Here is a 23,682-nt window from a genome sequence, read left to right as displayed (position 1 = left end):
CCGAGGACCGGCCCTCTCACGCCGCGGGATCGCGCTGCGGCTTGCTTGCGGACGCGGGGCAGTTGGTCTCGGCTGTTCAGTTGTTCGTCCCAGCCATTGTGGCCGGTTATGGAAAAGGAGCGGCGAAGAATCGCCGCTCCTTCCTCACTTTATCGGCGAAGCCCGAGCCGCTCAATGAGGGAACGGTAGCGGGTGATGTCCTTGGCCTGCAGGTACTTCAGCAGGCGGCGCCGACGGCCCACCAGCAGGAGCAGACCACGACGGCTGTGGTGGTCGTGCTTGTGCGTCTTCAGGTGCTCGGTGAGGTCGCTGATCCGCTTGCTCAGAAGCGCGATCTGGACCTCCGGCGACCCGGTGTCACCCTCACTGGTGCCGTACTCGCCGATGATGGTCTTGGTGGTAGCGGCGTCAAGCGACACTGCTTCTCCATTCTGGTGAAATGGCACGCGCAACGATTCCCAGCCCGCGAACGACCGTGCGTACCTACAGTCGCCGTGACAGGACAGCCGGGTGGCAACGCCACCTGAGCATGGCTGACATACCACCTTACCAGCCCGTAGGGCACGCCGAGTCACGCCGGTTCTTCAGGACGTGAGCTCCCTGGCCCGGGCCACGTCGGCGTGCATCTGCTCGATCAGCGCCTCGATCGAGTCGAACCTGAGCGTGTCGCGCAACCGCTCGCCGAAGTCCACGGCCACATGCGCGCCGTACAGGTCCAGGTCGTCGCGGTCCAGCGCGTACGCCTCGACCGTTCGCTCCACCCCGTCGAACGTGGGGTTGGTGCCGATCGAGATCGCGGCGGGCCAGCGCTCCCCCGCGTACGGCGAGGGGCTCTGCACGCACTCCAGCCATCCGGCGTAGACGCCCTCGGCGGGGATCGCCGTGTGCTGCGGCGACTCGACGTTGGCGGTGGGGAAGCCGAGCGCCCTGCCGCGCTGGTGCCCCCTGACCACCACGCCCTCCACCCGGTGGGGGCGGCCCAGCAGGGCGGCCGCGCCCGCGACGTCGCCGGCGGCCAGCCGCTCCCGGACCACCGTGGAGGAGATGGCGTCGCCGTCGCTGACCAGGGGCACCCCCACGACCGTGAAGTCGTACTTCTCCCCCAGCGTCCGCAGCGTCTCCAGGTCGCCCGACGCCTTGTGGCCGAAGCGGAAGTTCTCCCCCACCACGACCCCCGCGGCGTGCAACCGGTCGACCAGCGCCGTCTGGACGAACTCGTCCGGCGACATGCGGGAGAACTCCAGCGTGAACGGCAGCACGCACACCGCGTCCAGGCCGAGCGCGAAGAGCAGTTCGGCCCTGCGGCCTGTGGTGGTGAGCCGCGGCGGGTGGCTGCCGGGCCGTACGACCTCGTCGGGGTGGGGATCGAACGTGATGGCCACGGCCGGAAGCCCCAGATCGCGGGCCATGTCCACCACGCGGGCCACCATTCTCTGGTGACCGAGATGCACGCCGTCGAACACGCCGATCGTGACGACGGACCTGCCCCAGTCCTGCGGGACCTCGTCCAGCCCGTGCCAGCTCTGCACCTCGACCTCGCTTCTGTCTCCGATTGCCTCGCCTCCGGGAAGGCGGCTGAGTCGCCCGCGTGGGAAGCGCAGTAGACAAGACTGCCATGTCCTGCCGGGTGCTGGGGAACCAGCCCCGACGTCAGGAGGCGAAGACCACCAGCGGCCTGGCCGTCCCGCCGCGCTCCTCGGCGAGCGCGAGCAGCGCCCCGTCCGGCCCGAACACGCCGACCGGGCCGGGACCGAGGCCCGCCGCCCGCAGCCTGCCGCCATGGGCGACCAGTCGCGCCTCGTCCTCGCCCACGTCCCTGCGGGGGAAGGCCGCCGCAACCGCGTCGGCCATGGGCATGATCACACATTCCTTGGCGAGGTCCTCGATCGTGCGGGCCTCCCCGATGCCGTACGGCCCGACCCGGGTGCGGCGCAGCCGGGTGAGATGGCCGCCGACGCCGAGCGACGCGCCGAGGTCGCGGGCCAGCGCCCGGATGTAGGTGCCGCTGGAACAAGTGATCACGGCGTCCAGGTCCACGGTCTCCGGGGTCCGCCTGATCTCCCCCGCCTCGAACGCGTGGATCGTGACCGGCCGGGCGGCCAGTTCCACCTCCTCGCCGGCGCGGGCCCGCTTGTAGGCCCGCTGACCGTCGACCTTGATGGCGCTCACCTGCGGCGGGACCTGCATGATCTCACCGGTGAGCGCGGCCACGCCCTTGCGCACCTGCTCGTCGGTCACGTGCCCCGCCGGCGTCGTGGTGAGCACCTCGCCCTCGGCGTCGTCGGTGTTCGTCGTCACGCCGAGGCGGATCGTCGCCTCGTAGACCTTCTCGGTCAGCGCGAGGTGCCCGAGAAGGCGGGTCGCCTTCTCCACCCCGATCACCAGCACGCCGGTGGCCATCGGGTCGAGCGTGCCCGCGTGGCCGACCTTGCGGGTCCCCGCGATGCCGCGCATCTTGCCGACCACGTCGTGCGACGTCCAGTCGGCCGGCTTGTCCACGATGATCAGGCCGCTCGGCGGCGGGGTCCTGCGGGCTCTGGCCGTGCTCACGACCCGCTCCCTTCCCTGGCGAGGTGGAGACGCAGGGCGGCAATGGTATCGGCCACCGGCAGCGCCGACGAGAAGCCTGCGGCACGCGGGTGTCCCCCGCCGCCGAGCGCGGCGCAGACCCGGGCCACGTCCACCGCGCCCTTCGACCGGGTCGAGACGTTCCAGCCGCCTTCGTCGTCCTCCTTGAGCACGACCGCGACATCCGCCTCGTCGACCCGGCGCACCACGTCGATCATGCCCTCCACCTCGTCGTACGGCAGGCCCTCGGCCGCGCGGTCGGCGCGGCTCACGTACGTCCACACCATTCCCAGGCCGCCCGCGGCGTCCGGCTCCAGGGCGGCCCGGCCGAGCGCCGTGCCGAGCACCCGCAGGTACGCGAACGGCGAGCGGTCCCACAGCTCCCTGGCGATCTCCTCCGGGCTCAGTCCCGTGGCCAGCAACCGCCCGGCCATGGCGTGGGCCGCCGGGGTGGTGATGGAGTGCCGGAACGAACCGGTGTCGGTCACCAGGCCCGCGTACAGGCAGGTGGCGACATCCCGGTCCACCGTGAGCCCAAGCCGCCGGATGAGCTCCTCGACCACCATCGTCGTCGAGGCCGCCGCGGGATCCACGAGGTGGACCGTGCCGAAACGGGTGTTGGACACGTGGTGGTCGACCACGACGAGCTCACCGGCCTTGCCCGCGTGGGGCGCGAGCAGGCCCAGCCGCTCCATGGTGGAGGCGTCGAAAGTGATCATCAGCTCGGGCTCGGCGGGGTAGGCCGACGGCTCCACCAGCAGTTCCTGCCCCGGCAGGAAGCGCAGCAGCCGGGGCACCGCGAGGACGCGGTCGCCGAAGGACGCCACGACCTTCCTGCCGGTACGCGCGAGCGCCAGCCCCAGGCCGAGCATCGCGCCGAGCGCGTCCCCGTCCGGAGACACGTGGCAGGCCAGGGCCAGCGAGTCGGCGGCGCCGATCAGGCCGGCCGCCCGCCGCCAGTCCGTCTCCTCGATCGCGGTCCTTTCGATCGCAGGCCTGTCGATCGCGGTCCTGTCGATCGCGGTCACCGCGCGGGGCGTCCCGCCCGGCCGGAGGGCTCGTCCTCGCCCTCCTCCTCGGCCGTCTCGGCGTCGAGGTCCTCGGCGAAGCGGTAGGGGTCGGCGTCCCCGGCGAACTTCGCGCCCTCCGCCTGGCGGGCGATCTCGGCGTCCTTGGCCTTGGCGATCGCGAGCAGGTCGTCCATGTGGCGCGCGGTGTCGGGGAGGGGGTCGTGCACGAACGTGAGAGTGGGGGTGTGCCGCAGGCCGGTCTGCCTGCCCACCTCGGACCTGATGATGCCCTTGGCGCTCTCCAGGGCGGCGGCCGTGCCGGCCCGCTCCGTCTCGGAGCCGAACACCGTGTAGTAGACGGTCGCGTCGCTCAGGTCCGCCGTGACCTTGGCGTCGGTCACCGTCACGAACCCCAGCCGCGGATCCTTGATCCGCCGCTCCAGCATCTCCGCGACCACCTGCTGGATGCGGTCGGCCAGCTTTCTGGCACGCGCTGCGTCCATGCTCACGCTCCCTCGTATCTGTACGGCTGACGCGCGGGCCGGGCCGTCTATTCCTCGTGGTCGTTGAAGAGCCGCCGCCGCGCGGACAGCAACTCGATCTCGGGATGGTAGGCGACCAGGCGTTCGCAGGCGTCCAGCACCTCGTCGCAGTTGGCCGCGGACGCCGACACGACGGCGATGCCGATCTCGGCGCGCCGGTGCAGGTCGAGGTGGCCCGCCTCCGCGACGGCGATGGCGGGGTACTTGCGCTGGATCTCGGCGATGAGTGGCCGGACCAGCGAGCGCTTCTGCTTCAGCGAACGGACGTCGCCCAGCAGGATGTCCAGAGTAAGAGCACCGATGAACATGGCTTCCCACCACGTCCCGAACGCCCGGCCGCCGCCCCCGCGCGAGGCGGAGGCGGCGGCGCGATGCGTCAGACGCGGGGCTTCTCCTGCATCTCGAACGTCTCGATGACGTCGTCGAGCCTGATGTCGCTGTAACCGATACCGATACCGCACTCGAAGCCCTCGCGGACCTCGGTCGCGTCGTCCTTGAAGCGGCGAAGCGACGAAACGGTGAGGTTGTCGGCCACCACGACGCCGTCGCGGATGAGCCTGGCCTTGCTGTTGCGGGTGATGACGCCCGAGCGGACGATCGAACCGGCGACGTTGCCGATCTTCGGCACCTTGAAGACCTCGCGGATCTCGGCGCTGCCGGTCCTGACCTCCTCGAACTCCGGCTTGAGCATGCCCTTGAGGGCCGCCTCGATCTCCTCGATCGCCTGGTAGATGACCGAGTAGTACCGGATGTCCACGCCCTCGCGCTCGGCCAGGTCACGCGCCCGAACCTCGGGCCGGACGTTGAAGCCGATGATGACGGCGTTGTCGTCGCCCATCGCCAGGTTGACGTCGTGCTCGGTGATGGCGCCGACCGCGCGGTGGAGCACCCGCAGGCGCACCTCGTCGCCGACGTCGATCTTGAGCAGCGCGTCCTCCAGAGCCTCGACGGAACCGGAGACGTCACCCTTGATGATGAGCTTGAGCTCGTCGACCTGACCCTTCTCGAGGTCCTTGAACAGCTCCTCGAGAGTGCGGCGGCGGCCGGACTTCGCCATGTCGGCGATCCGCTGCCTGGCCGCCCGCTGCTGGGCGATCTGGCGGGCCATCCGGTCGTCGGTGACGACGATGAAGTTGTCACCGGCGCGCGGGACGGCCGTCAGACCGAGGACCAGCACCGGACGCGACGGGTCGGCCTCTTCGACCGTGTCGCCGTTGTCGTCCAGCATGGCGCGGACGCGGCCGAACGCCTCGCCACAGACGATCGAGTCGCCCACCCGGAGCGTGCCGCGCTGCACGAGCACGGTCGCGACCGGGCCGCGGCCCTTGTCGAGGTGCGCCTCGATCGCGAGGCCCTGGGCGTCCATCTCCGGGTTGGCCCGCAGGTCCAGCTCGGCGTCCGCGGTCAGCAGGATGGCCTCGAGCAGGTTCTCGATGCCGACGCCCTGCTTGGCCGAGATGTCGACGAACAGCGTGGAGCCACCGAACTCCTCGGCCACCAGGCCGTACTCGGTGAGCTGGGCCCGCACCTTGGTCGGGTCCGCACCCTCCTTGTCGATCTTGTTCACCGCCACCACGACCGGGACGTTCGCCGCCTGGGCGTGGTTGAGCGCCTCGATGGTCTGCGGCTTCACACCGTCGTCGGCCGCGACCACCAGCACCGCGATGTCGGTGGCCTGCGCACCACGGGCACGCATGGCGGTGAACGCCTCGTGACCCGGGGTGTCGATGAAGGTGATCTTCCGGTGCTCGCCCTCGTGCGTCGTCGCCACCTGGTAGGCGCCGATGTGCTGGGTGATGCCGCCGGCCTCGCGGGCCACCACGTTGGTGTGGCGGATCGCGTCGAGCAGCTTCGTCTTACCGTGGTCGACGTGACCCATGACGGTTACGACCGGCGGGCGCGGCGCGAGGTCGGCCTCGTCGCCCTCGTCCTCGCCGAACTCGATCTTGAAGGACTCGAGGAGCTCGCGGTCCTCCTCCTCCGGGCTGACGACCTGGATCTCGTAGTCCAGCTCGGCGCCGAGCAGCTGCAGCGTCTCCTCGTTGACCGACTGGGTCGCCGTCACCATCTCGCCGAGGTGCAGCATGATCTGCACCAGCGACGCCGGGTTGGCGCCGATCCTGTCGGCGAAGTCCGACAGCGACGCGCCCCGCGGGAGACGGATGGTCTGACCACCGCCGCGCGGAACCTGCACGCCACCGATCGCCGGGGCCTGCATGTTGTCGAACTCCTGGCGCCTCTGGCGCTTGGACTTGCGACCGCGGGTCGGACGGCCGCCCGGACGCCCGAACGCGCCCGCCGTGCCGCCACCACGGCCACGTCCGCCACCGCCACCGCCGCCGGGACGACCGCCGAAGCCGCCGCCACCGCCACCGGGACCGCCGCCCGGACCACCGGGACGACCGGTCGTCGCGCCGGGACGCGGGCCGCCGAAGCCGCCACCGGGACGACCGCCGCCGCCACCGCCACCGGGACGGCCACCGCCGCCACCGGGACCACCCGGGCGGCCACCGCCGCCGGGACGCGGGCCCGGAGCCGCGGGACGGCCCTGCGGCATCATCATCGGGTTCGGACGCGGACCACCGGGACGCGGGCCACCGGCGCCTGGGCCGGGGCGCGGACCGCCCATGCCCGGTCCGGGACGCGGACCTCCGGGTCCGGGACGCGGGCCGCCTGCGCCCGGAGCGCCGGAACGCGCGGCGGGCGGACGCGGCATCGCGCCGTCACGGCCGCCGTCACGGCGCGGCTCGCGCGGGCCGCCGTCCGTACGCTCGGGACGGTCGCCACGGTCGGGACGACCGCCGTCGCGGCCACCGGGACGCGCCGGGCGCTGGCCCATGCCGCTGGCGTTCGAGGAGAACGGGTTGTTGCCCGGACGCGGACCGCGCGGGCCGGGCTTCGGCGCGCCAGGACGCGCGGCGCCGCCGGCGGGCGCGCCGGGACCTGCGGGTGCGCCGCCCGGACGAGCGGCCGGAGCCGACCTCGGGCCGGGCCTCGGCGCACCAGCGCCGGGACCACCCGGCCTGGGGCCCGCGGCCGCGGGACGCGGAGCCTCGGGACGCCCGGCCTCCGGACGCGGAGCCTCCGGGCGCGGGACCTCGGGACGCGGAGCCTGCGGACGGGCGGCCTCAGGGCGCGCCACCTCCGGCTGGGCCACCTGCGGGTGAGGCATCGGAACCGGACGCGGAGCGGGCCGCGGGCCGGGCTTCGGGCCCGGCTTGGCCACCGCGCCGGTGGACTGGGAAACGGGCGCCTGCGGGGCGCCCCCGTTGGCCTGGCTGTCAGCCGGCCTCGGCGCAGGCTTCGGCTGCGCCGGACGGGCGGGCCTACCCCCGCCCTTGGAGACGTCACCCTTGAACGCCTCGGTCAGTTTGCGGACGACCGGCGCCTCTATCGTCGAGGACGCCGACCTCACGAACTCGCCCATTTCGGTGAGCTTGGCCATGACGACCTTGCTCTCGACCCCGAACTCCTTGGCGAGCTCGTATACCCGGACCTTCGCCACTGCACTCCCTAACTCGGCCCGGGAGGCTAGCAGTGCCGCCGGACCGTCGCTACCTGTACGTACTCATCGCCGCGTGCTCATCAGGCGCTCATAGCAATCTGACTCCGCCCATCAACTCGGCGTCCTACATGACAATTACGTTGTGCCCTGACTCCCGGAGCCGATACCGAGGGCCAGCGGTAACCATTCACCCGGACCGCTCCGGCGTCAACCCCTCCATGTAAGCCCGCAAAAGCGACGTGTCAAGCGACCCCTCCACGCGAAACGCGCGAGTGAACGCCCGGCGACGCTCGGCGAGCTCCAGACAGCGCGGGGACGGATGCAGTGACGCACCTCGTCCCGGAAGCCGTCCCCTAGGGTCGGGGGCGATCACGCCCTCGGCCACAACTAGGCGGAGCAACTCGGACTTTACCGTGCGAACCCGGCAGCCCACACACGTTCTCAGCGGGGCTGCCCGGTAACCATATTCCAGCTTACCTCGCCGACGCATCAGCCGAATCAGCAGGTGCCTGCTCGGTGTCCGGACGGATGTCGATCCGCCAGCCCGTCAGGCGGTTGGCGAGGCGGGCGTTCTGCCCTTCCTTGCCGATCGCCAGGGACAACTGATAGTCGGGCACGATCACCCGCGCGGTGCGGCTGTCGGCGTCGACCACCTCGACACGGGAAACACGCGCCGGCGACAGGGCATTCCCGACGAACTCGGCCGGATCCTCCGACCAGTCGATGATGTCGATCTTCTCGCCGTGCAGCTCCGTCATGACGTTGCGCACGCGCGAGCCCATCGGCCCGATGCAGGCGCCCTTGGCGTTGACGCCGGGCTTGCGCGACCTCACCGCGATCTTGGTGCGGTGGCCGGCCTCGCGGGCGATCGCCGCGATCTCCACCGTGCCGTCGGCGATCTCCGGGACCTCCAGCGCGAAGAGCTTCTTCACCAGGTTGGGATGCGTGCGCGAAAGGCTGACCGACGGGCCCTTGGGGCCCTTCCTCACCTGCACGACGTAGCAGCGGATGCGCTCGCCGTGCGTGTACTCCTCGCCGGGGACCTGCTCGTTGTGCGGCAGGATCGCCTCGATCTTGCCGAGGTCGACCAGCACCACCCGCGGGTCCTTGCCCTGCTGGATGACGCCCGCGACCAACTCCCCCTCGCGGCTGGCGAACTCGCCGAAGTTGATCTCGTCCTCGGCGTCGCGCAACTGCTGGAGGATCACCTGCTTGGCCGTGGTGGCCGCGATCCGGCTGAAGTTGGACGGCGTGTCGTCGTACTCCCGCACGACGTCGCCGTTCTCGTCCAGCTCGGCCGCCCAGATGATCACGTGGCCCGTCGCGCGGTCCAGCTCGGCGCGCGCCTTCTGCGCCGCGCCCTCCGTCCGGAAGTACGCGATGAGCAACGCGTCCTCGATCGCCTTGACGACCAGGTCGAAGGAGATGTCCTTCTCCCGCTCAAGGCTTCGCAGGACGCTCATGTCAATGTCCACAAGGCTCCCCCTAGCCCTCGTCGTCGGCGTCGTCGATGCCCTCGTCGACATCGAGGTCCTCGTCAAGTTCGTCGTCGAGCCCGGCGTCGCGCCGGTTGAACTCGACCTGCACCCGGCCCCGCACCAACTCGCCGTACGCGAGGCGGCGCGCGCCGTCCAACTCCACACCGGTCTCGTCGGCGCCGGTCACGCGGCCCTCCACCGAGGTCCCGTCCCGCAACTCGGCCTTCACCAGCCGCCCGCTCGCGCGGCGCCAGTGACGCGGCTCGACGAGCGGCCTGTCCACACCGGGCGAGGTGACCTCGAGGACGTACGCGCTGCCGCCGAGGACGTCCACCTCGTCCAGCCGCTTGGAGACGGACTGGGCCACCTCGGCCACGTCGTCCAGGCTCACGCCGCCGTCCCGGTCCACCACGACGCGCACCAGCCGCCGGCGGCCCGCCGGTGTGACCGTCACGTCCTCCAGGTCGAAGCCCTCGGCGCCGACCAACGGGCCGAGCAGCTCGACCAGGCGGTCGCGTCGAGCGTCGCTGCTCATGCCGACCTCCCTATGACCGTGTGGCTGTGACCATGTGCCTAGCCCGATGTGCCAACAGCCTATCGACACCGGGAGGTGGAAACATCGCCACACCCGAACGGCGCTCCGACACGGGCACGATCATCGTCGTCACGGGCGAGGACCACTGGGCGGCGCGCCGTACGATGCTGTGTCGTGAGACACAGCGGCGGGGCACGGGTGACGAGACGCGTGTTGCTGGGCTCCGCCGCCATGGCCGGTCTGGCCGCGGTCGGCTGCTCCTCCGGCACGGACGAACCGGCCGCGCCGGCGTCGCCGGATCCGCAGACCGTGCTGCTCACCTCGCTGATCGCCGGCAAGGAACGGCTGGTGTCGCTGTACGGGAGCACCGCCGCAGCCCTGCCGGACCGGGCCGCGGCGCTGGAGCCGTTCCGGCAGCGTCACGTGGCCCATCTGCGGGCCCTGCGCGAGCTCCTGCCCCCGGCGGGCGGCGCGGGAACGTTCCCCGCGAGCCCCGCGCCGTCGCCCTCGCCGTCCCCGTCACCGTCGGAAGAGCGCGCCTCGGTGAAAGCGCTCAGGGACGCCGAGCGGCGGGCCGCGGCGGCGCGCCCCGCGCAGATGGCCACGGCCTCCCCCGTGCTCTCCCAGCTCCTGGCGAGCATCGGGGCGTGCGAGGCCGTCCACGTCGTCGCCCTGGGGAGGGTGCGTGACTGAGAGCCCCACCGGACCGACCGGGCCCACCGGCTCGCCTGCCGGGTCGCCTCCCGCCGGCGTGCTCGACCGTGTCCTGTCCGCCGAGCACGCCGCCGTCTTCGCGTACGGGGTGATCGGCGGGAAGACGAGCGGCGCGCTGCTCAGGCGCGCCACGGCGGGGTTCGACGCCCACCGGGCGCGGCGCGACCAGCTCCGCACGCTCATCACCCAGCGGGGCGGCACGCCCGCGGAGCCGGGCCCCGCCTACCATCTGCCGTTCGAGGTGCGCGGCCAGGCCGACGCGGTGCGCCTGGCCGTGCTCGTGGAGCAACGGGTGATCACCGCGTACCTGGAGATGGCCGCCGATCCCGACCCCGGCCTGCGGCGGCTCGCCGCGCTGACCGCGCAGGAGTGCGCGACGCGGGCGTACGGCTGGCAGCCGCGGATAGACGCGTTCCCCGGCATGAACCGAGGCGGAGACTCCGCCACGCCCACTCAGGAGGCCGGCTCCCCCGCACCGGACCCCGCGGAATCCGACCCCCCACCCCCCACCCCCTCCGGCCCGTGATCTTGTAGTTTGTCGCACGCGGGCCGTTGACCTGGGCGTCCAGGGTTTGTGATCATGCAGAAATTCGCGCCCGAGCCACCTGACCTGCGACTTTCCCTTCCGTGATCTTGCAATTGCATGATCACGGAAGGAGAAGTCGCAGGCAGACCCCCAAGCATGGCGACCTTCTGCAAGATCACGGGAGCCACAAGGGCAGCTCAGGCGGGCTCTCTGCGACAAACTACAAGATCACGCGGGGTGGGGGTGGCAGGCGGTGAGGACGCGGTCGACGGCCTCGTCCAGGGGGATCTCCTCCTTGGTCCCGGTCGCCCGGTCGCGCAGCTCCACGACGCCGTTGGCCAGCCCCCGGCCGACGATCAGGACGGTGGGCAGGCCGAGCAGCTCGGAGTCCTTGAACTTGACGCCGGGCGACACCCCCGGACGGTCGTCCACGAGCACCCGCAGCCCGCGCGCCTCCAGCGTCTCGGCGAGCGTGTTGGCGACCTCGATCTGGTTCTCCTTGCCGGTGCCGACGATGTGCACGTCGGCGGGCGCCACCTCCCTGGGCCACACCAGGCCCAGCGCGTCGTGGCGCTGCTCGGCTAGCACGGCCACCGCCCGGGAGACGCCGACGCCGTACGAGCCCATGGTGATGCGGATCGGCTTGCCGTCGGGCCCGAGCGCGTCGAGCTGGGCGGCGTCGGCGTACTTGCGGCCGAGCTGGAAGATGTGGCCGATCTCGATCCCGCGGTCGATCGACAGCGGCTGCGCGCAGCGGGGGCAGGCGTCGCCCGCCCGCACCTCGGCGGCCTCGATCGTGCCGTCGGGCTGGAAGTCGCGGCCCGCGACCACGTGCGCGGCGTGCTTGCCCGGCTCGTTGGCGCCCGTCACCCAGGCGGAGCCCTCGACCACGCGGGGGTCGACCAGGTAGGTGATCCCCAGCTCCCTGAGCACCTGCGGGCCGATGTAGCCGCGCACCAGGCCGGGGTGGCGGGCGAAGTCCTCGGCCTCGAAGATCTCCGGCACGCCGGGCGAGAGCGCCGCCTCCAGCCGCTTGAAGTCGACCTCGCGGTCGCCGGGCACCCCGATGACGACCGTCTCGACCTCGTCGGAGCCCGGTGTGCGGACCTTGACGACGAGGTTCTTCAGCGTGTCGGCGGCGGTGATGCCGAGGCCGTGGTGCTCGTTGACGTACGAGACCAGCGACTCGATGGTCGGGGTGTCGGGGGTGTCGAGCACCTCCATGGGCGGCTGCGCGGCGGTGACGACGGGCGGCGCGGGCGTGACGACGGCCTCGGCGTTCGCCGCGTAACCGCAGTTGTGGCAGGCCACGAACGTGTCCTCACCGGTCGCGCAGGGCGCGAGGAACTCCTCGGAGGCCGACCCGCCCATCGCGCCCGACATGGCGAAGCAGATCTTGTAGTCGATGCCGAGGCGGTCGAAGAGGCGGATGTACGCCTCGCGGTGCATCTCGTAGGAGCGCTTGAGACCGTCGTCGTCGAGGTCGAAGGAGTAGGAGTCCTTCATGACGAACTCGCGGCCCCGCAGGATGCCTGCCCGGGGCCGGGCCTCGTCGCGGTACTTCGTCTGGATCTGGTACAGGGTGACGGGGTAGTCCTTGTAGGAGGAGTACTCGCCCTTCACCATGTCGGTGAACATCTCCTCGTGGGTCGGCCCCAGGAGGTAGTCGGCGCCCTTGCGGTCCTTCAGCCGGAACAGCGTGTCGCCGTACTCGGTCCAGCGGCCCGTGGCCTCGTAGTAGTCCCTGGGCAGCAGCGCCGGGAAGAGCACCTCCTGCGCGCCCATCCGGTTCATCTCCTCGCGCACGACCCGCGCGACGTTCTCCAGCACGATCTTGCCGAGCGGCAGCCAGGAGTAGATGCCGGGCGCGACCCGGCGGACGTAGCCGGCGCGGACGAGCAGCTTGTGGCTCGGCACTTCCGCGTCCGCCGGATCCTCACGCAGGGTGCGCAGGAACAGGGTCGACATACGCAGCAGCACGGCTACTCCTTGCTCGTGAGATGTCCCGCCGGCGGCGCCTCCCCGGGATCCCGCGACGCGGACCTCCTCGCGGATTCCCGGAGACCACCTGAGAGACGAGACGAAGACGATGTGCCCTCAAGGCTATCGACTCCTGGGCCCTCGTCGCCTCACGAAAACGGCGGCGCGTCCCGGGGGTCAGCCGCCGAGCAGTTCCTCCCAGTGCCGGCGCGACCGCCCGCCCGCGCCGACCGGGCCGCCGTCGAGCGCCGCCGACAGCCGCCACAGGCCGGTCCTCGCGCGCAGCCGTTCCATGCCGGACGGGTCGACGGCCCGCAGCACGAAGGTCACGCCCAGCACGTTCAGCATCGCCGTCGACGCGGTCGCGGGGCCGGCCGGCGCCGCCTGCACGGTGTCCGGCCCCGGCTCGCCTAACCGGTCCATGAGCAGCGCCGCCACCTCCGCGGCGTACGGGCCGTCGCGCCACTCGATGTGCCAGGACCTGCCGGTGCCCCGCCACCAGGTGAGGTCGCGGCACGCCTCGATCGTCTCTGCCTCGCCCGCCAGCGCGGCCATCACCCGCCCCAGCGCCTCGTACCTGAGCCCGTCCGGCCCGGAGCCGTGCGGCGGCGCGTCGCCGCCGTCGTCCATTACGTTCTGCGGGCCGTACGCCGTGGCCGGTGAGGCCCCGGGCTCGTCCCGCCCCCCGCGGAGTCCCCTCATGTCAGGGAGGGTGCCACCGCCCGGCCTTCTCGTCCGCGGGTTTCCCCGTCTTTTAGCCCCAGAGCCCACAGGCATCACTTTGATCGGGGCCGCCGCCCTGCCGCAACCCCCGCGAATCATCACAACACGGGATCACCATGGGTGCGCGGCATGGCGTTCAGTGGCGGCGGCGTCTGGCGATGATAAAGAATCACAGGTAGGAGCTCCGCCTGTGCCTGGAGGCCATGGTGACACTGCGCGTCGCGATCGTCGGGTCGGGCCCGGCCGGCATCTACACGGCCGAGGCGCTGGTCAAGCAGTCGCCCGATCCCGTCGAGGTGGACGTCCTCGAACGCCTGCCCACGCCGTACGGGCTCGTCAGGTACGGCGTGGCGCCCGACCACACGTCGATCAAGTCGATCGCGGGTTACCTGCGCAAGGTGCTCGAAGCCCCGGGGGTGCGCTTCCTCGGCGGCGTCGAACTGGGCGTGGACCTCTCGGTGGACGACCTGTTGTCCTGCTACGACGCCGTCGTCTACTGCACAGGGGCGATGGTCGACAGGCATCTCGGCGTCCCCGGCGAGGACCTGCCCGGCAGCGTCGCCGCGACCGACTTCGTCAACTGGTACTGCGGCCACCCGGACGTCCCGCCGGACTCCTTCTCCCTGGACGTGGAGGACGTCGTCGTCATCGGCGTCGGCAACGTGGCCGTGGACGTGGTGCGCATCATGGCCAAGAGCGCCGACGAGCTGCGCGGCACCGACGTGCCGGAGGAGGTGCTCGACCGGCTGGCCGCCTCGCGGGTCAAGCGGATCCACATGGTGGGCAGGCGCGGCCCCGAGCACGCGAAGTTCACCCTGAAGGAGCTGCGCGAGCTCGGCGAGCTGCTGAACGCCGACGTCCTCACCTTCCCCGACGAGATCTCGGTCGCCGACCTGACCACGCTGTCTCGGCAGGTCAAGGGCAACGTGGAGGTCCTGCGGTCGTGGTCGGAGCGCAAGCCGGCCGACCGGCCCCGCCGCCTGGAGGTGCGTTTCTGGCTTCGCCCCGTGGAGATCCTCGGCGTGTCCAGGGTCGAGGGCGTACGGCTGGAGCGGACCCGGCTGGAGGACGGGCGGGTCGTCGGGACGGGCGAGTTCGAGACGATCCCGGCCGACATGGTGATGCGCTCGGTGGGCTACCAGAGCGTGGCGCTGCCCGGGGTGCCGTTCGACCCGGCGACGATGACGGTGCCGAACGTCGCCGGCCGGGTGGCGGACCGGCAGTACGTCGCGGGCTGGCTCAAGCGGGGGCCGACGGGCGTGATCGGGACCAACAAGTCCGACGCCGCCGAGACCGTGCGCACGCTGCTCGCCGAGGCGGTGCCGGGCACCGCGACCGTACGGGCGGACGACCTGCTCGCCGCGCGCGGGTCGAGCCCGGTGACGTACGAGGACTGGCTGGCGATCGAGGCGGCGGAGGCCGCGCTGGCGGGCAGCCTCGGGAGGGGCGAGCGGGTGAAGCTGGTGGGCAGGGACGCGATGTTGTCCGCGTCCCGGCTCGCCCGCCCGGGCGGCGAGTCCTGACGGACGCCCCGGTCAGGACCAGTCGGCCGGCCGGTGGTAGCGCGCGCCGTCGCGGCCGGGCACGAGTTCGGGAAGCTGCGACTGCCGGACGAGCGCCTCGCCGAGGGGGAACCAGGCGTCGCTCGCGACGCGCAGCCCGTCGGAGCGCCTGCCGGGCGGGAAGACGGTGACGACCCGGGTCTTGCCGCCGCGCCGGGCGTCCACCCGGCGCACCGCCTCGATGGCCGCGCACAGGTCGGAGTCCGCCGACAGCAGCAGCACCATGTCGACGAGGTCGAGCGCGACGTCGCCGACCATGGCGGCGGCCAGCGCGACGTCGGACTGCTTCTCCTGATAGGTCCGCCAGGAGACGCCGCAGGCCCGGCAGGAGGCCCGCTGCTCCTGGAACCGCCCGAGCACCACGTCGACCCCCTGGCTCTCGAGGGCCGCCTCATAGGCCTGCTGGCGGGCGAGGGCGCGAGCGTCGCCCCGTACGGGAGCGGTGAAGTAGCGGACGGCCGTCAGCGTCTGCCCTGTCCTCAGCAGCCGAAGGGCCAGTGCCCGCAGATCGAGCCAGAGATAGCGGCGTCCCCGCAGGGAGCGCAGCCCGTAGTAGAGGTTGAACCCGTCGACGTAGACCCCGACACGCACGGTTTGGGGAACGGGGCTGTCGCGCAACGCCATCATCTCCTAACATGGAGTCACCGCGCCCGCGGCTACGTCCCCGGGCTCTACGGCCCCCGCCAGGGGGCCGTTTCTTTTTCCGCCTACCGGTTCGATCGGGTGTTCGAGGAAAAGGATAGCCAACTGCTCGTGACCGCGCAGCGACGTTGCGTGATGATGTCGCCGTGGCGGGGGTGTCTGCGAGGATCGTCGGCATGGAGACGACGCTGACCGGCCGGAAAGGACCGCTCGACGGGCTCCTGGACGGCCCGCTCGACGGCTTCGCCCGCGCCCACGACGAGCAGCTCGCCCGGTTCCCCGTGCGGGAGCCCGCGTGGCAGCCGGTGCACACGGTGTACGTGCCCGCGGACCAGGTGACGCCGGAGATCGTCCAGCGGTGGCGGCACGGCGCGACCGACCTGCTGCACCGGCTGCTGTTCACCCCCGCGGAGCTGGCCGCGCTGTTCGGGCTCGACCCCGAGCTGGCCCAGCCCGTGCACGACCGCGTACGCAGGAAGCTGCACGCCGAGCCCATCGAGGACCTGCGGATCGACTTCGAGGACGGGTACGGCACGCGCTCCTGGGAGGAGGAGGACCGCGACACCGGGTCCGCGGCGGCGGCCGTGGCCGCGATGCACGCGGCGGGCACGCTGCCCCGCAGGTGGGGGCTGCGGGTGAGGTCGTTCGCCGACGGCGACCCGCTTCGCTCGGTGCGCACGCTCGACGGGTTCCTGACCGGGGTGGTGCGGCGGATCGGCGAGCTGCCCGGCGGGTTCACGGTCACGTTCCCCAAGGTCCTGATGGAGGACTACCTTCGCCAGTTCGCCGGCTGCCTGGAGGCGCTGGAGGGGGCGCTTGGCCTGCCCTCCGGCACGCTGCGCTTCGAGATGCAGGTGGAGGCCCCGCAGACCGTGCTCATGCTCCAGCGCTCGGCCGACCTGGTGCCCTCGCTGGGCGGGCGGCTGGCGGCCGCCCATTTCGGGGTCTTCGACTACACCGCCGCGCTCGGGCTGCCGCCGGACGAGCAGCGGCTGGACCATCCGGCCTGCGACCACGCGCGGCACGTGATGCAGACGGCGCTGTCGGGGACGGGCGTGGAGCTGTCGGACGGGTCCCTGGCCGCGGCCCCCGCCTCGGACGCGGCGGCCGACGTGCACGCCCTGCTGCGCAGGCACTCGGCGCTGGTGTCGCATTCACTGGCGCACGGCTTCTACCAGGGCTGGGACATGCATCCCGCGCACCTCGTGAGCCGGTTCACCACCGTGTACGCGTTCCATCTCGCCTGCTACGAGAAGTACGCCGACCGGGTGAACGCATGGCGGGAGCGGCGGGCCGCCGCGGAGGGCGTGCTGGACGAACCCGCGACGGTCAAGACTCTGGTCGCCGCGCTCGCCCGGGCCGACCTGGCGCTCCGCTGAGGTTGCCATATCGGCAAGATTCGTTGCCGCATTCACCGGACGTGCCGCACTGTTGCGCACAGGTCGAACAGGAGGCGCAGATGGAAGAGAAGTACGACGTGGTCGTGGTCGGCGGCGGCGCCGCCGGGCTCAGCGGCGCCCTGGCGCTGGGGCGGGCGCGGCGGTCGGTGCTCGTGGTGGACGCCGGGGAGCCGCGCAACGCCCCGGCCGGGCACATGCACAACTACCTCGGCAGGGACGGCACGCCGCCCGCCGAGCTGCTGGAGGCCGGGCGCGCGGAACTCGCGCGGTACGGCGTCGAGGTCGTCGCGGGACGGGTCACGGCCGCCGCCCGGGAGGACGCGGGTTTCCTCGTGACGCTGGACGACGGGCGCGCCGCCCGGGCCCGTCGGCTGCTGGTCGCGACCGGAGCCGTGGACGAGCTGCCCGGCGTGCCCGGCCTGGCCGAGCGGTGGGGCCGCGACGTGCTGCACTGCCCGTACTGCCACGGGTGGGAGGTCCGCGACCGGCGCATCGGGGTGCTGTCCACCGGGCCGTTCTCCGTCGACCAGGCGATCCTGTGGCGGCAGTGGAGCGAGGACGTGGTGTTCCTGGCCCACGACCGGCCCGCGCCGTCGGAGGAGGACGCCGAGCGGCTCGCGGCGCGCCGGATCCCCGTCGCCGAGGGACTGGTCACCGGCATCGAGGTGACCGGCGACGCGCTCAGCGGGGTGCGGCTGGCCTCAGGCGAGGTGATCGCGCTCGGCGCGCTCGTCGTCGCCGCGCCGCTCACCGCCAGGTCCGGGGTGCTGGAATCGCTCGGGCTCAAGCCGGTCGAGGCGGAGTTCGGCGGCCATGTGGCCGGCACGAGGATCGCCGCGGACCCGGCGGGGGCGACCGGCGTGCCCGGCGTGTGGGTGGCGGGGAACGTGACCGACGTGCGCGCGGTGGTGGTCGCGTCGGCCGCGGCCGGTCTTGCCTCAGGCGCGGCGATCAACATGGACCTTGTGGCCGAGGAGACGCGGGAGGCCGTCGCGGCCTACCGGGACCAGATGAGCACGCTGGTCGAGGAGGCGGCCTGGGAGGAGCGCTACCGCTCCCGGCCCGCGATCTGGAGCGGGCGGCCGAATCCCCAGCTCGTCGCCGAGGCCGCCGGGCTGCCGCCTGGCCGGGCCCTCGACGTCGGCAGCGGCGAGGGCGCCGACGCGATCTGGCTCGCCACGAAGGGCTGGCGGGTGACGGGGGCGGACATCTCCGTCACGGCGCTGGAGCGGGCCGCCGCCCACGCGGCCGAGGCGGGCGCGGACGTGGCGGGGCGCGTCGAGTGGCTGCACGCGGACCTGCGCGACCACGCACTCCCCGAGGGCGCGTACGACCTGGTCTCGGCGCAGTACATGCACCTGCCCGGCGAGGCCAGGCGTGAGCTGTACGCCCGGCTGGCCGCCGCGGTGGCCCCGGGCGGCACCCTGCTGATCGTCGGGCACCACCCGTCCGACCTGCTGACCACGGCCAGGCGGATGCACTTCCCGCAGATGATGTTCACCGCCGAGGAGATCGCGACCTCCCTCGACCCCGCCGCGTGGGAGATCGTGGCGGCCGATGCCCGCCCGCGCACCGCGGCCGACCAGGAGGGCCGCGAGATCACCATCCGCGACGCCGTCCTCGTCGCCCGGCGCCGCGCATAGGGAGCGCCGGACAGGGAAGCGCCACAGCGTGCGCGGAGAGCGCGAGAGCGCGCGTCGCGGACAGCGTCAGACCCGGTCCACGATCCGGCGCCAGCGCCTGACCCGGTCCGGGTCGACCGGCTCGCGCCACGAGCCCCGTACGGCGCTGCCCACGTGGAAGGCCCGGACGCCGTAGTCGAGCAGCACGGGCACGTGCTCCTCGCGCAGGCCCCCGCCGGCGAGGATGAGCGAGGCGTCACCGGCCTCGGCCCTCGCGCGTAAGACGCCCAGGCCGTCGCCGACGCCCTGGGGCGAGCCGGACGTGAGCACGGTCGCCAGGTTCGGCAGCAGCCGCACGGCACGCCAGGCGGCCCGCACGTCGGCGGCGTGGTCCACGGCGCGGTGGAAGGTCCAGGGCAGCGGCGAGACCGCGTGGATCAGCGCGTCCGTCGCCTCCCTGTCGACCGACCCGTCCTCGGACAGGAAACCGAAGACGAACCCCGCCGCGCCGGCCTCGGCGAGCTCCTTGACGTGGCCGCGCAGCCGGTCGAGCTCCTCCGCGGTCACGGTGAAGCCGGCGTCGTGGCGGAGCATGACCATCTGCGGCAGCCCGCATTCGCGCGCGATCTCCGCGACCAGGTCCGCCGAGGGGGTGAGCCCGTCCGCGTCCATGTCGGACACGATCTCCAGGCGGTCGGCCCCGCCCTCCTCGGCGGCCATGGCGTCACGCAGGTCGAGCGCGATCACTTCAAGGAGGGATCCCGTCATGGAGTGAACAGTATCGGGTCCCTTTGCGGCGCCTAACGGCATCCGCCCTGTTCAGCACTCCATCAACTCGTTGTGAGTGGTGATGTCAAGAACCCTCCTGGGTTGCACCGCATGTCCAGAGCGAGGGGCCGGCACCAGGGGCGCGCGGCGACGGAGCGGCGCGGCACGGAGCGCGCCCGGCGCGTCCCGCTCGAAAAGCGCGCCCGAGGCGCGGTGCGGCAGGTCGACGGTGCGGACGTGCCGGAAGCCCGCCCTCCGGTAGAACGACTGCAGGCGGGCGTTGTCCTTGGCGCAGTCCAGCCGCAGCCGCGACCGGCCGTGGACGGCGGCCCGCAGGGCGGCCCAGCCGAGCAGCGCCTCCCCCAGGCCGCAGCCCGAGTAGTCCCTGCTCACGGCGAGCTTGTGGACGTAGAGCGCGTCGCCTGGCCGGTCCGCCTGGGTCCAGAACTCCGGGTCGGCGTGGCCGTCCACGGCGATCGTGGCCACCGGGACCCGGACACCGGTGTTCCCGGCGGCGTCCTCGGCGGTGTCCCCAGGTGAGCCCTCGGCGGTGTCCAGGACGTACATGACCCCCTCGTCGATGAGCGGTTCGATGCGTTCCGCGGGGAAGCCCCCGGCGGGCCACTGCCGCACGCCGAGGCCGTTCAGCCATCCGGCGGTGCGCGCCAGCAGGGCGAGGACGCCCTGCAGATCGGCGGGGGCGGCGCGACGCAGCGTGAGTTCCGTAACAAGATCCAGGGTGTTCGCGGGCATGCCTGATTCCTTTCGTGCCGACGGCGGCGATTCGATCACTGTGAGTGACGGCGGGGTGCCGTACAGCGTCCGTACGGAGACGGCGGGCCGTCTCAGGGCGCGCGGGTCCTGCGTGGCCCCCTCGCCGGGTCAGGACGGGAATCGCGGGAACGGCCCTCGGGAGGAGGGCCCTTCGGCCGGGGACACCCGCTCAGCCGAGGGGGTGTCCGGGCCTCGTCAATGACGTTCCAGCTCGTATCGGATCAGGTGCTTGTCCGCGGGCAGCACGGAAACGGCGACGCGTACGGGGGTGTCGTCGGCGTCGTAGCCGACCCGGGTGTGGACGACGACCGGAGTGCCGGGCTCCAACTGGAGCCGCGACGACTCGTCCGAGGTCGGCATGCGCGCCGAGATGTCGTCGATCACACGGGCCTGGAGATGTCCCAGCTCCTCGAGCACCCGGTTGGCCCCGCGCGTGATGTCACCGGGCCTGGCGATCTCGGAGCCCCCCACGATCTCCAGGGGGAAGAAGGAGTCGAGCGTGTTGTACGGCTGGCCGTCCACGAAGCGCAGCCTGCGGCGTACGACGGCCAGCGCGCCGTCGGCCAGGGCGAGGCGGGTGGCGACGTCCTCGGGCGGCTCGACGATCGAGACCTCGATCCGCTGGTCCGCCGTGCGGCCCTCGGAGCGGACCGCGTGGACGAAGCTGTCGAACCGCGGCTCCTCCTGGTCGTGCGGGAGGAACTCGTCCTGGGGGCGCATGAGGAGGGGACGGCGCTCGCGTACGAACGTGCCACGCCGGCGCATCCGCAGGATGAGGCCTTCGTTCTCCAATTCGCCGAGTGCCAGTCGCACGGTGTTGCGGCTGACCCCGTGCGCCTCCATGAGGTCGGCCTCGGTCGGGATCTGGTCGCCCGGCGCGAGTTCGCCCGCGTAGATGGCCCTGCGTACCTCAGCGGCCACCTGCTGGTAGAGCGACGATCGTGCCATCTTTCCTCAATCCACCCTTTTGTTCCAACAAATCTAGAGGATCTCGGTCTACCGGGAAACAACCCCTTGACCGGACCCCACTCAGCCGCGCATTATCCAAACGTTGGTACAAATCCATCCAATGGAGGTGGGCCCGTGAGGGCGGCCGGTGCGAGAACGCCGAAGTCGCTCCGCAGCGTGCCCGAGCCCAGACCCACCAGGGCCAAGACCTATCAGAGCGACGCGAACGACATGTCAGAGCTGTCGGTATCCACCGACATGACCGTCTTGCGCCGATACGGCGTGACATGCCCGAACGCGCGGTACCACCACACCCCGGAGCGACCGGACGAGGACGGCCGCTCCCCACGAACTCCGTGCGAATGAACGAGGTCTCGACCCCAACCCTCGCCGGGGTCGAGTTCTCGCGCCGGGGCGGAGCGCGTCCTGGCGGGTCCCCCACGCCCGCCAGGACGCGCCACCGTTAACACCGGGAACGCATCCGAACCCGGGGAATGCATCTCCTCCGGCCCTCCTTGACTCTCAGGGAGTCCGATCGAGGAGGCGCCCGCGCGATGAGCATCCCTGTGTCCAGGACGGCCGGCCCTGACGGCGCCGAGAGGATCGCCGCCGTCGGTCCCCAGCGCCTGAGGGACGTGCTCGGCAGGTACGCCACGGGCGTCGTGGCCGTCACCGGGATCGGCCCGCGCACCGGCGAGCCGTACGGCCTGGCCGTCAACTCCTTCACGTCCGTGAGCCTCGACCCGCCGCTGGTCGCGTTCTGCGTCTCGGGCGACAGCACGAGCTGGCCCCGGCTGAAGGCCGCCGGGGGCCTGTGCGTCAACGTGCTCGCGGAGGACCAGCGGGAGGCGTGCGAGCGGCTCGCCGTCTCCGGCGGGGACAAGTTCACGGACCTGCCGTGGACCCTCTCCCCCGGCGGCGCGCCCGTGCTGGACGGCGCGCTCGCCTGGATCGACTGCGTGGTGGAGGCGGAGCACCCCGCCGGCGACCACGTGATCGTCGTCGCCCGGGTCACCGGGCTGGACCGGCACGCCGACGGCGGCCCGCTGGTCTTCTTCGGCGGCCGGTACGGCGGGTTCCGCCCCTGACGCGGAACCGACCGGTCGGTATGCTTCGGGCATGACTCTGTTCTCGGTGGAAGGCAAGACGGTCGTCGTCACGGGCGGGTCCCGGGGCATCGGGAAGATGATCGCCCGGGGGTTCCTCGACGCGGGCGCCACCGTCTACATCTCCGCACGGAAGAAGGACGAACTGGAGGCCACGGCCGCCGAGCTGGGCTGCCAGGCCGTACAGGCGGACCTGTCCACCCCCGGCGGCGTCGAGGCGCTGGCCGAGGCCGTCTCCGCGCGGGAGAGCCGCCTCGACGTGCTCGTCAACAACGCGGGAGCGACCTGGGGCGCACCGCTCGACGAGTATCCCGAGCACGCCTTCGACAAGCTCTGGAACGTCAACGTCAAGGGCGTGTTCTTCCTCACCCGCCGGTTCCTGCCGCTGCTGCGCGCCGCCGCCTCACCCGACGACCCGGCCCGGGTGATCAACATCGGGTCGATCGACGGGCTCCGTGTGCCGTTCATGGAGAACTACGCCTACTCGGCGGCCAAGGCGGGCGTCCACATGCTGACCCGGCACCTCGCCCACCAGCTCGCCCGTGAGTCGATCACGGTCAACGCGATCGCGCCCGGGCCGTTCGAGTCGAAGATGATGGCCTTCGCGCTCGACGACCCCCAGGCGCGCAGCGCGATCGAGAGCGGCATCCCGCTGGGCCGGATCGGCAGGCCGGACGACATGGCGGGCGCGGCGATCTTCCTCGCCTCCCGTGCCGGGGCGTACCTGACCGGCGCGGTGATCCCGGTGGACGGCGGGATCTCCACCCACGGGTAGGGGAAGGGCATGTGGCAGGTCGCGGTGTGCGGGCCGGGCGAGTGCACCCCGCAGGAGGCCGAGACGGCCCGCGCCGTGGGCCGTCTGCTGGCCGAGCACGGCGCGGTCGTGCTGTGCGGGGGGTACGGCGGGGTGATGGCCGCCGCCGCGGCGGGCGCCCGGGAGGGCGGAGGCGTCGCGGTCGGCGTTTTGTCCGGACGGGACCGGTCCGGGGCGAGCCAGGACCTCACCGTGGCCCTTCCCACCGGCATGGGCGAGGCCCGCAACGCGCTGATCGTGCGGGCCGCCGACGCGGTCGTCGTCGTGGGCGGGTCCTGGGGCACGCTGTCCGAGCTGGCCCTCGCGCGGCGGGGCGGCACGCCCGTGATCACCCTGGGCGGCTGGCGGGTCCTCGACGCCGAGGGCCGCCCGGTGCCCGGTCCCGTCGCCGCCGCCGGCCCTGACGAGGCCGTACGGCTGGCGCTCGCGGCCGCGCGAGGGGCCGGGCCGCTCAGCCCTTGAGCG

24 protein-coding genes are annotated in these 23,682 nt (G+C 72.3%); 8 read left to right on the top strand and 16 right to left on the bottom strand.

From position 1 onward, the window contains the following. Window positions 1-149: 149 nt before the first annotated feature. The 10 genes from rpsO to rimP all read right to left on the bottom strand — a co-directional run bounded on the left by rpsO (window position 150) and on the right by rimP (window position 9,638). Complete coding sequence (gene rpsO / locus HHX31_RS00340) at window positions 150-419, bottom strand: 30S ribosomal protein S15 (protein ID WP_169943948.1); 270 nt, start codon at window positions 417-419, stop codon at window positions 150-152. 165 nt (window positions 420-584) lie between these two features. Continuing rightward, window positions 585-1,529, bottom strand: a complete 945-nt coding sequence (locus HHX31_RS00335; RefSeq protein WP_169943946.1) for a bifunctional riboflavin kinase/FAD synthetase — start codon at window positions 1,527-1,529, stop codon at window positions 585-587. Between the two features lie 121 nt (window positions 1,530-1,650). Further along, a complete protein-coding gene (gene truB / locus HHX31_RS00330) occupies window positions 1,651-2,550 on the bottom strand; it encodes a tRNA pseudouridine(55) synthase TruB (RefSeq protein ID WP_169943944.1) in 900 nt (299 codons plus the stop codon). Next, on the bottom strand, window positions 2,547-3,596 hold the full coding sequence (locus HHX31_RS00325) for a bifunctional oligoribonuclease/PAP phosphatase NrnA (RefSeq protein ID WP_311930930.1): 1,050 nt from the start codon (window positions 3,594-3,596) through the stop codon (window positions 2,547-2,549). Before HHX31_RS00325 ends, truB begins: the two co-directional genes overlap by 4 nt. Then, a complete protein-coding gene (rbfA, locus tag HHX31_RS00320) occupies window positions 3,593-4,081 on the bottom strand; it encodes a 30S ribosome-binding factor RbfA (protein WP_169943942.1) in 489 nt (162 codons plus the stop codon). Before rbfA ends, HHX31_RS00325 begins: the two co-directional genes overlap by 4 nt. A 47-nt stretch (window positions 4,082-4,128) precedes the next feature. Then, window positions 4,129-4,428, bottom strand: a complete 300-nt coding sequence (locus HHX31_RS00315; protein WP_169943940.1) for a DUF503 domain-containing protein — start codon at window positions 4,426-4,428, stop codon at window positions 4,129-4,131. A 68-nt stretch (window positions 4,429-4,496) separates the two neighbouring features. Further along, complete coding sequence (gene infB, locus HHX31_RS00310; protein ID WP_169943938.1) at window positions 4,497-7,625, bottom strand: translation initiation factor IF-2; 3,129 nt, start codon at window positions 7,623-7,625, stop codon at window positions 4,497-4,499. Window positions 7,626-7,812: 187 nt separating this feature from the next. Continuing rightward, complete coding sequence (locus tag HHX31_RS00305; protein ID WP_169943937.1) at window positions 7,813-8,115, bottom strand: YlxR family protein; 303 nt, start codon at window positions 8,113-8,115, stop codon at window positions 7,813-7,815. Then, the gene (gene nusA, locus HHX31_RS00300) at window positions 8,099-9,088 is read right to left on the bottom strand and encodes a transcription termination factor NusA (RefSeq protein WP_211589132.1); all 990 of its coding nucleotides are present in this window, start codon (window positions 9,086-9,088) and stop codon (window positions 8,099-8,101) included. The genes HHX31_RS00305 and nusA overlap by 17 nt, the downstream gene beginning before the upstream one ends. Window positions 9,089-9,110: 22 nt before the next feature. Further along, window positions 9,111-9,638, bottom strand: coding sequence for a ribosome maturation factor RimP (gene rimP, locus HHX31_RS00295; protein WP_169943934.1), 528 nt, complete (start codon window positions 9,636-9,638; stop codon window positions 9,111-9,113). Window positions 9,639-9,836: 198 nt separating this feature from the next. On the opposite strand from rimP, the gene HHX31_RS00290 reads away from it, so the two are divergent. Then, window positions 9,837-10,331: a hypothetical protein gene (locus tag HHX31_RS00290; RefSeq protein WP_169943932.1), complete on the top strand. Its 495-nt coding sequence runs from the start codon at window positions 9,837-9,839 to the stop codon at window positions 10,329-10,331. Continuing rightward, complete coding sequence (locus tag HHX31_RS00285; protein WP_169943930.1) at window positions 10,324-10,878, top strand: ferritin-like domain-containing protein; 555 nt, start codon at window positions 10,324-10,326, stop codon at window positions 10,876-10,878. Before HHX31_RS00290 ends, HHX31_RS00285 begins: the two co-directional genes overlap by 8 nt. A gap of 228 nt (window positions 10,879-11,106) precedes the next feature. Here HHX31_RS00285 and HHX31_RS00280 read toward each other — a convergent pair whose 3' ends face one another. Both HHX31_RS00280 and HHX31_RS33455 read right to left on the bottom strand, forming a co-directional pair. Beyond that, the gene (locus HHX31_RS00280; RefSeq protein ID WP_169943928.1) at window positions 11,107-12,858 is read right to left on the bottom strand and encodes a proline--tRNA ligase; all 1,752 of its coding nucleotides are present in this window, start codon (window positions 12,856-12,858) and stop codon (window positions 11,107-11,109) included. A gap of 177 nt (window positions 12,859-13,035) precedes the next feature. Beyond that, a complete protein-coding gene (locus HHX31_RS33455; protein ID WP_211589131.1) occupies window positions 13,036-13,560 on the bottom strand; it encodes a hypothetical protein in 525 nt (174 codons plus the stop codon). Window positions 13,561-13,784: 224 nt separating this feature from the next. Here HHX31_RS33455 and HHX31_RS00270 point away from each other — a divergent pair, with 224 nt between their 5' ends. Further along, window positions 13,785-15,104 carry an FAD-dependent oxidoreductase gene (locus HHX31_RS00270; protein ID WP_169943926.1) on the top strand — a complete coding sequence of 440 codons (1,320 nt, stop codon included), beginning with the start codon at window positions 13,785-13,787 and terminating at the stop codon, window positions 15,102-15,104. A 12-nt stretch (window positions 15,105-15,116) separates the two neighbouring features. Here the strand turns inward: HHX31_RS00270 and HHX31_RS00265 are convergent, their stop codons facing one another. Beyond that, window positions 15,117-15,761 (bottom strand): NYN domain-containing protein, encoded by a 645-nt coding sequence (locus tag HHX31_RS00265; protein ID WP_169943924.1) that lies wholly within the window; start codon window positions 15,759-15,761, stop codon window positions 15,117-15,119. Window positions 15,762-15,931: 170 nt separating this feature from the next. Here HHX31_RS00265 and HHX31_RS00260 point away from each other — a divergent pair, with 170 nt between their 5' ends. Beyond that, a complete protein-coding gene (locus HHX31_RS00260) occupies window positions 15,932-17,164 on the top strand; it encodes a DUF6986 family protein (RefSeq protein ID WP_311930921.1) in 1,233 nt (410 codons plus the stop codon). An 80-nt stretch (window positions 17,165-17,244) separates the two neighbouring features. Beyond that, window positions 17,245-18,828, top strand: a complete 1,584-nt coding sequence (locus HHX31_RS00255; RefSeq protein ID WP_169943923.1) for an FAD-dependent oxidoreductase — start codon at window positions 17,245-17,247, stop codon at window positions 18,826-18,828. Between the two features lie 66 nt (window positions 18,829-18,894). Here the strand turns inward: HHX31_RS00255 and HHX31_RS00250 are convergent, their stop codons facing one another. The 3 genes from HHX31_RS00250 to HHX31_RS00240 all read right to left on the bottom strand — a co-directional run bounded on the left by HHX31_RS00250 (window position 18,895) and on the right by HHX31_RS00240 (window position 21,297). Then, window positions 18,895-19,575: a copper homeostasis protein CutC gene (locus HHX31_RS00250; RefSeq protein ID WP_169943921.1), complete on the bottom strand. Its 681-nt coding sequence runs from the start codon at window positions 19,573-19,575 to the stop codon at window positions 18,895-18,897. Between the two features lie 51 nt (window positions 19,576-19,626). Further along, window positions 19,627-20,328: a GNAT family N-acetyltransferase gene (locus HHX31_RS00245; RefSeq protein ID WP_169943919.1), complete on the bottom strand. Its 702-nt coding sequence runs from the start codon at window positions 20,326-20,328 to the stop codon at window positions 19,627-19,629. Window positions 20,329-20,544: 216 nt separating this feature from the next. Beyond that, window positions 20,545-21,297, bottom strand: a complete 753-nt coding sequence (locus tag HHX31_RS00240) for a GntR family transcriptional regulator (protein ID WP_169943917.1) — start codon at window positions 21,295-21,297, stop codon at window positions 20,545-20,547. 554 nt (window positions 21,298-21,851) lie between these two features. Between HHX31_RS00240 and HHX31_RS00235 the strand changes: the two genes are divergently transcribed. The 3 genes from HHX31_RS00235 to HHX31_RS00225 are packed head-to-tail and all read left to right on the top strand — an operon-like array spanning window position 21,852 to window position 23,679. Next, complete coding sequence (locus tag HHX31_RS00235) at window positions 21,852-22,385, top strand: flavin reductase family protein (RefSeq protein WP_169943915.1); 534 nt, start codon at window positions 21,852-21,854, stop codon at window positions 22,383-22,385. Window positions 22,386-22,416: 31 nt separating this feature from the next. Then, window positions 22,417-23,178, top strand: a complete 762-nt coding sequence (locus HHX31_RS00230) for an SDR family oxidoreductase (RefSeq protein ID WP_169943914.1) — start codon at window positions 22,417-22,419, stop codon at window positions 23,176-23,178. Window positions 23,179-23,187: 9 nt separating this feature from the next. After that, window positions 23,188-23,679 carry a TIGR00725 family protein gene (locus HHX31_RS00225; protein WP_169943912.1) on the top strand — a complete coding sequence of 164 codons (492 nt, stop codon included), beginning with the start codon at window positions 23,188-23,190 and terminating at the stop codon, window positions 23,677-23,679. Window positions 23,680-23,682: the final 3 nt, after the last annotated feature.

Source organism: Microbispora sp. H11081 (assembly GCF_012999535.1).
Lineage (GTDB): Bacteria > Actinomycetota > Actinomycetes > Streptosporangiales > Streptosporangiaceae > Microbispora.
This window is presented reverse-complemented; position numbering and strand designations above follow the sequence as displayed.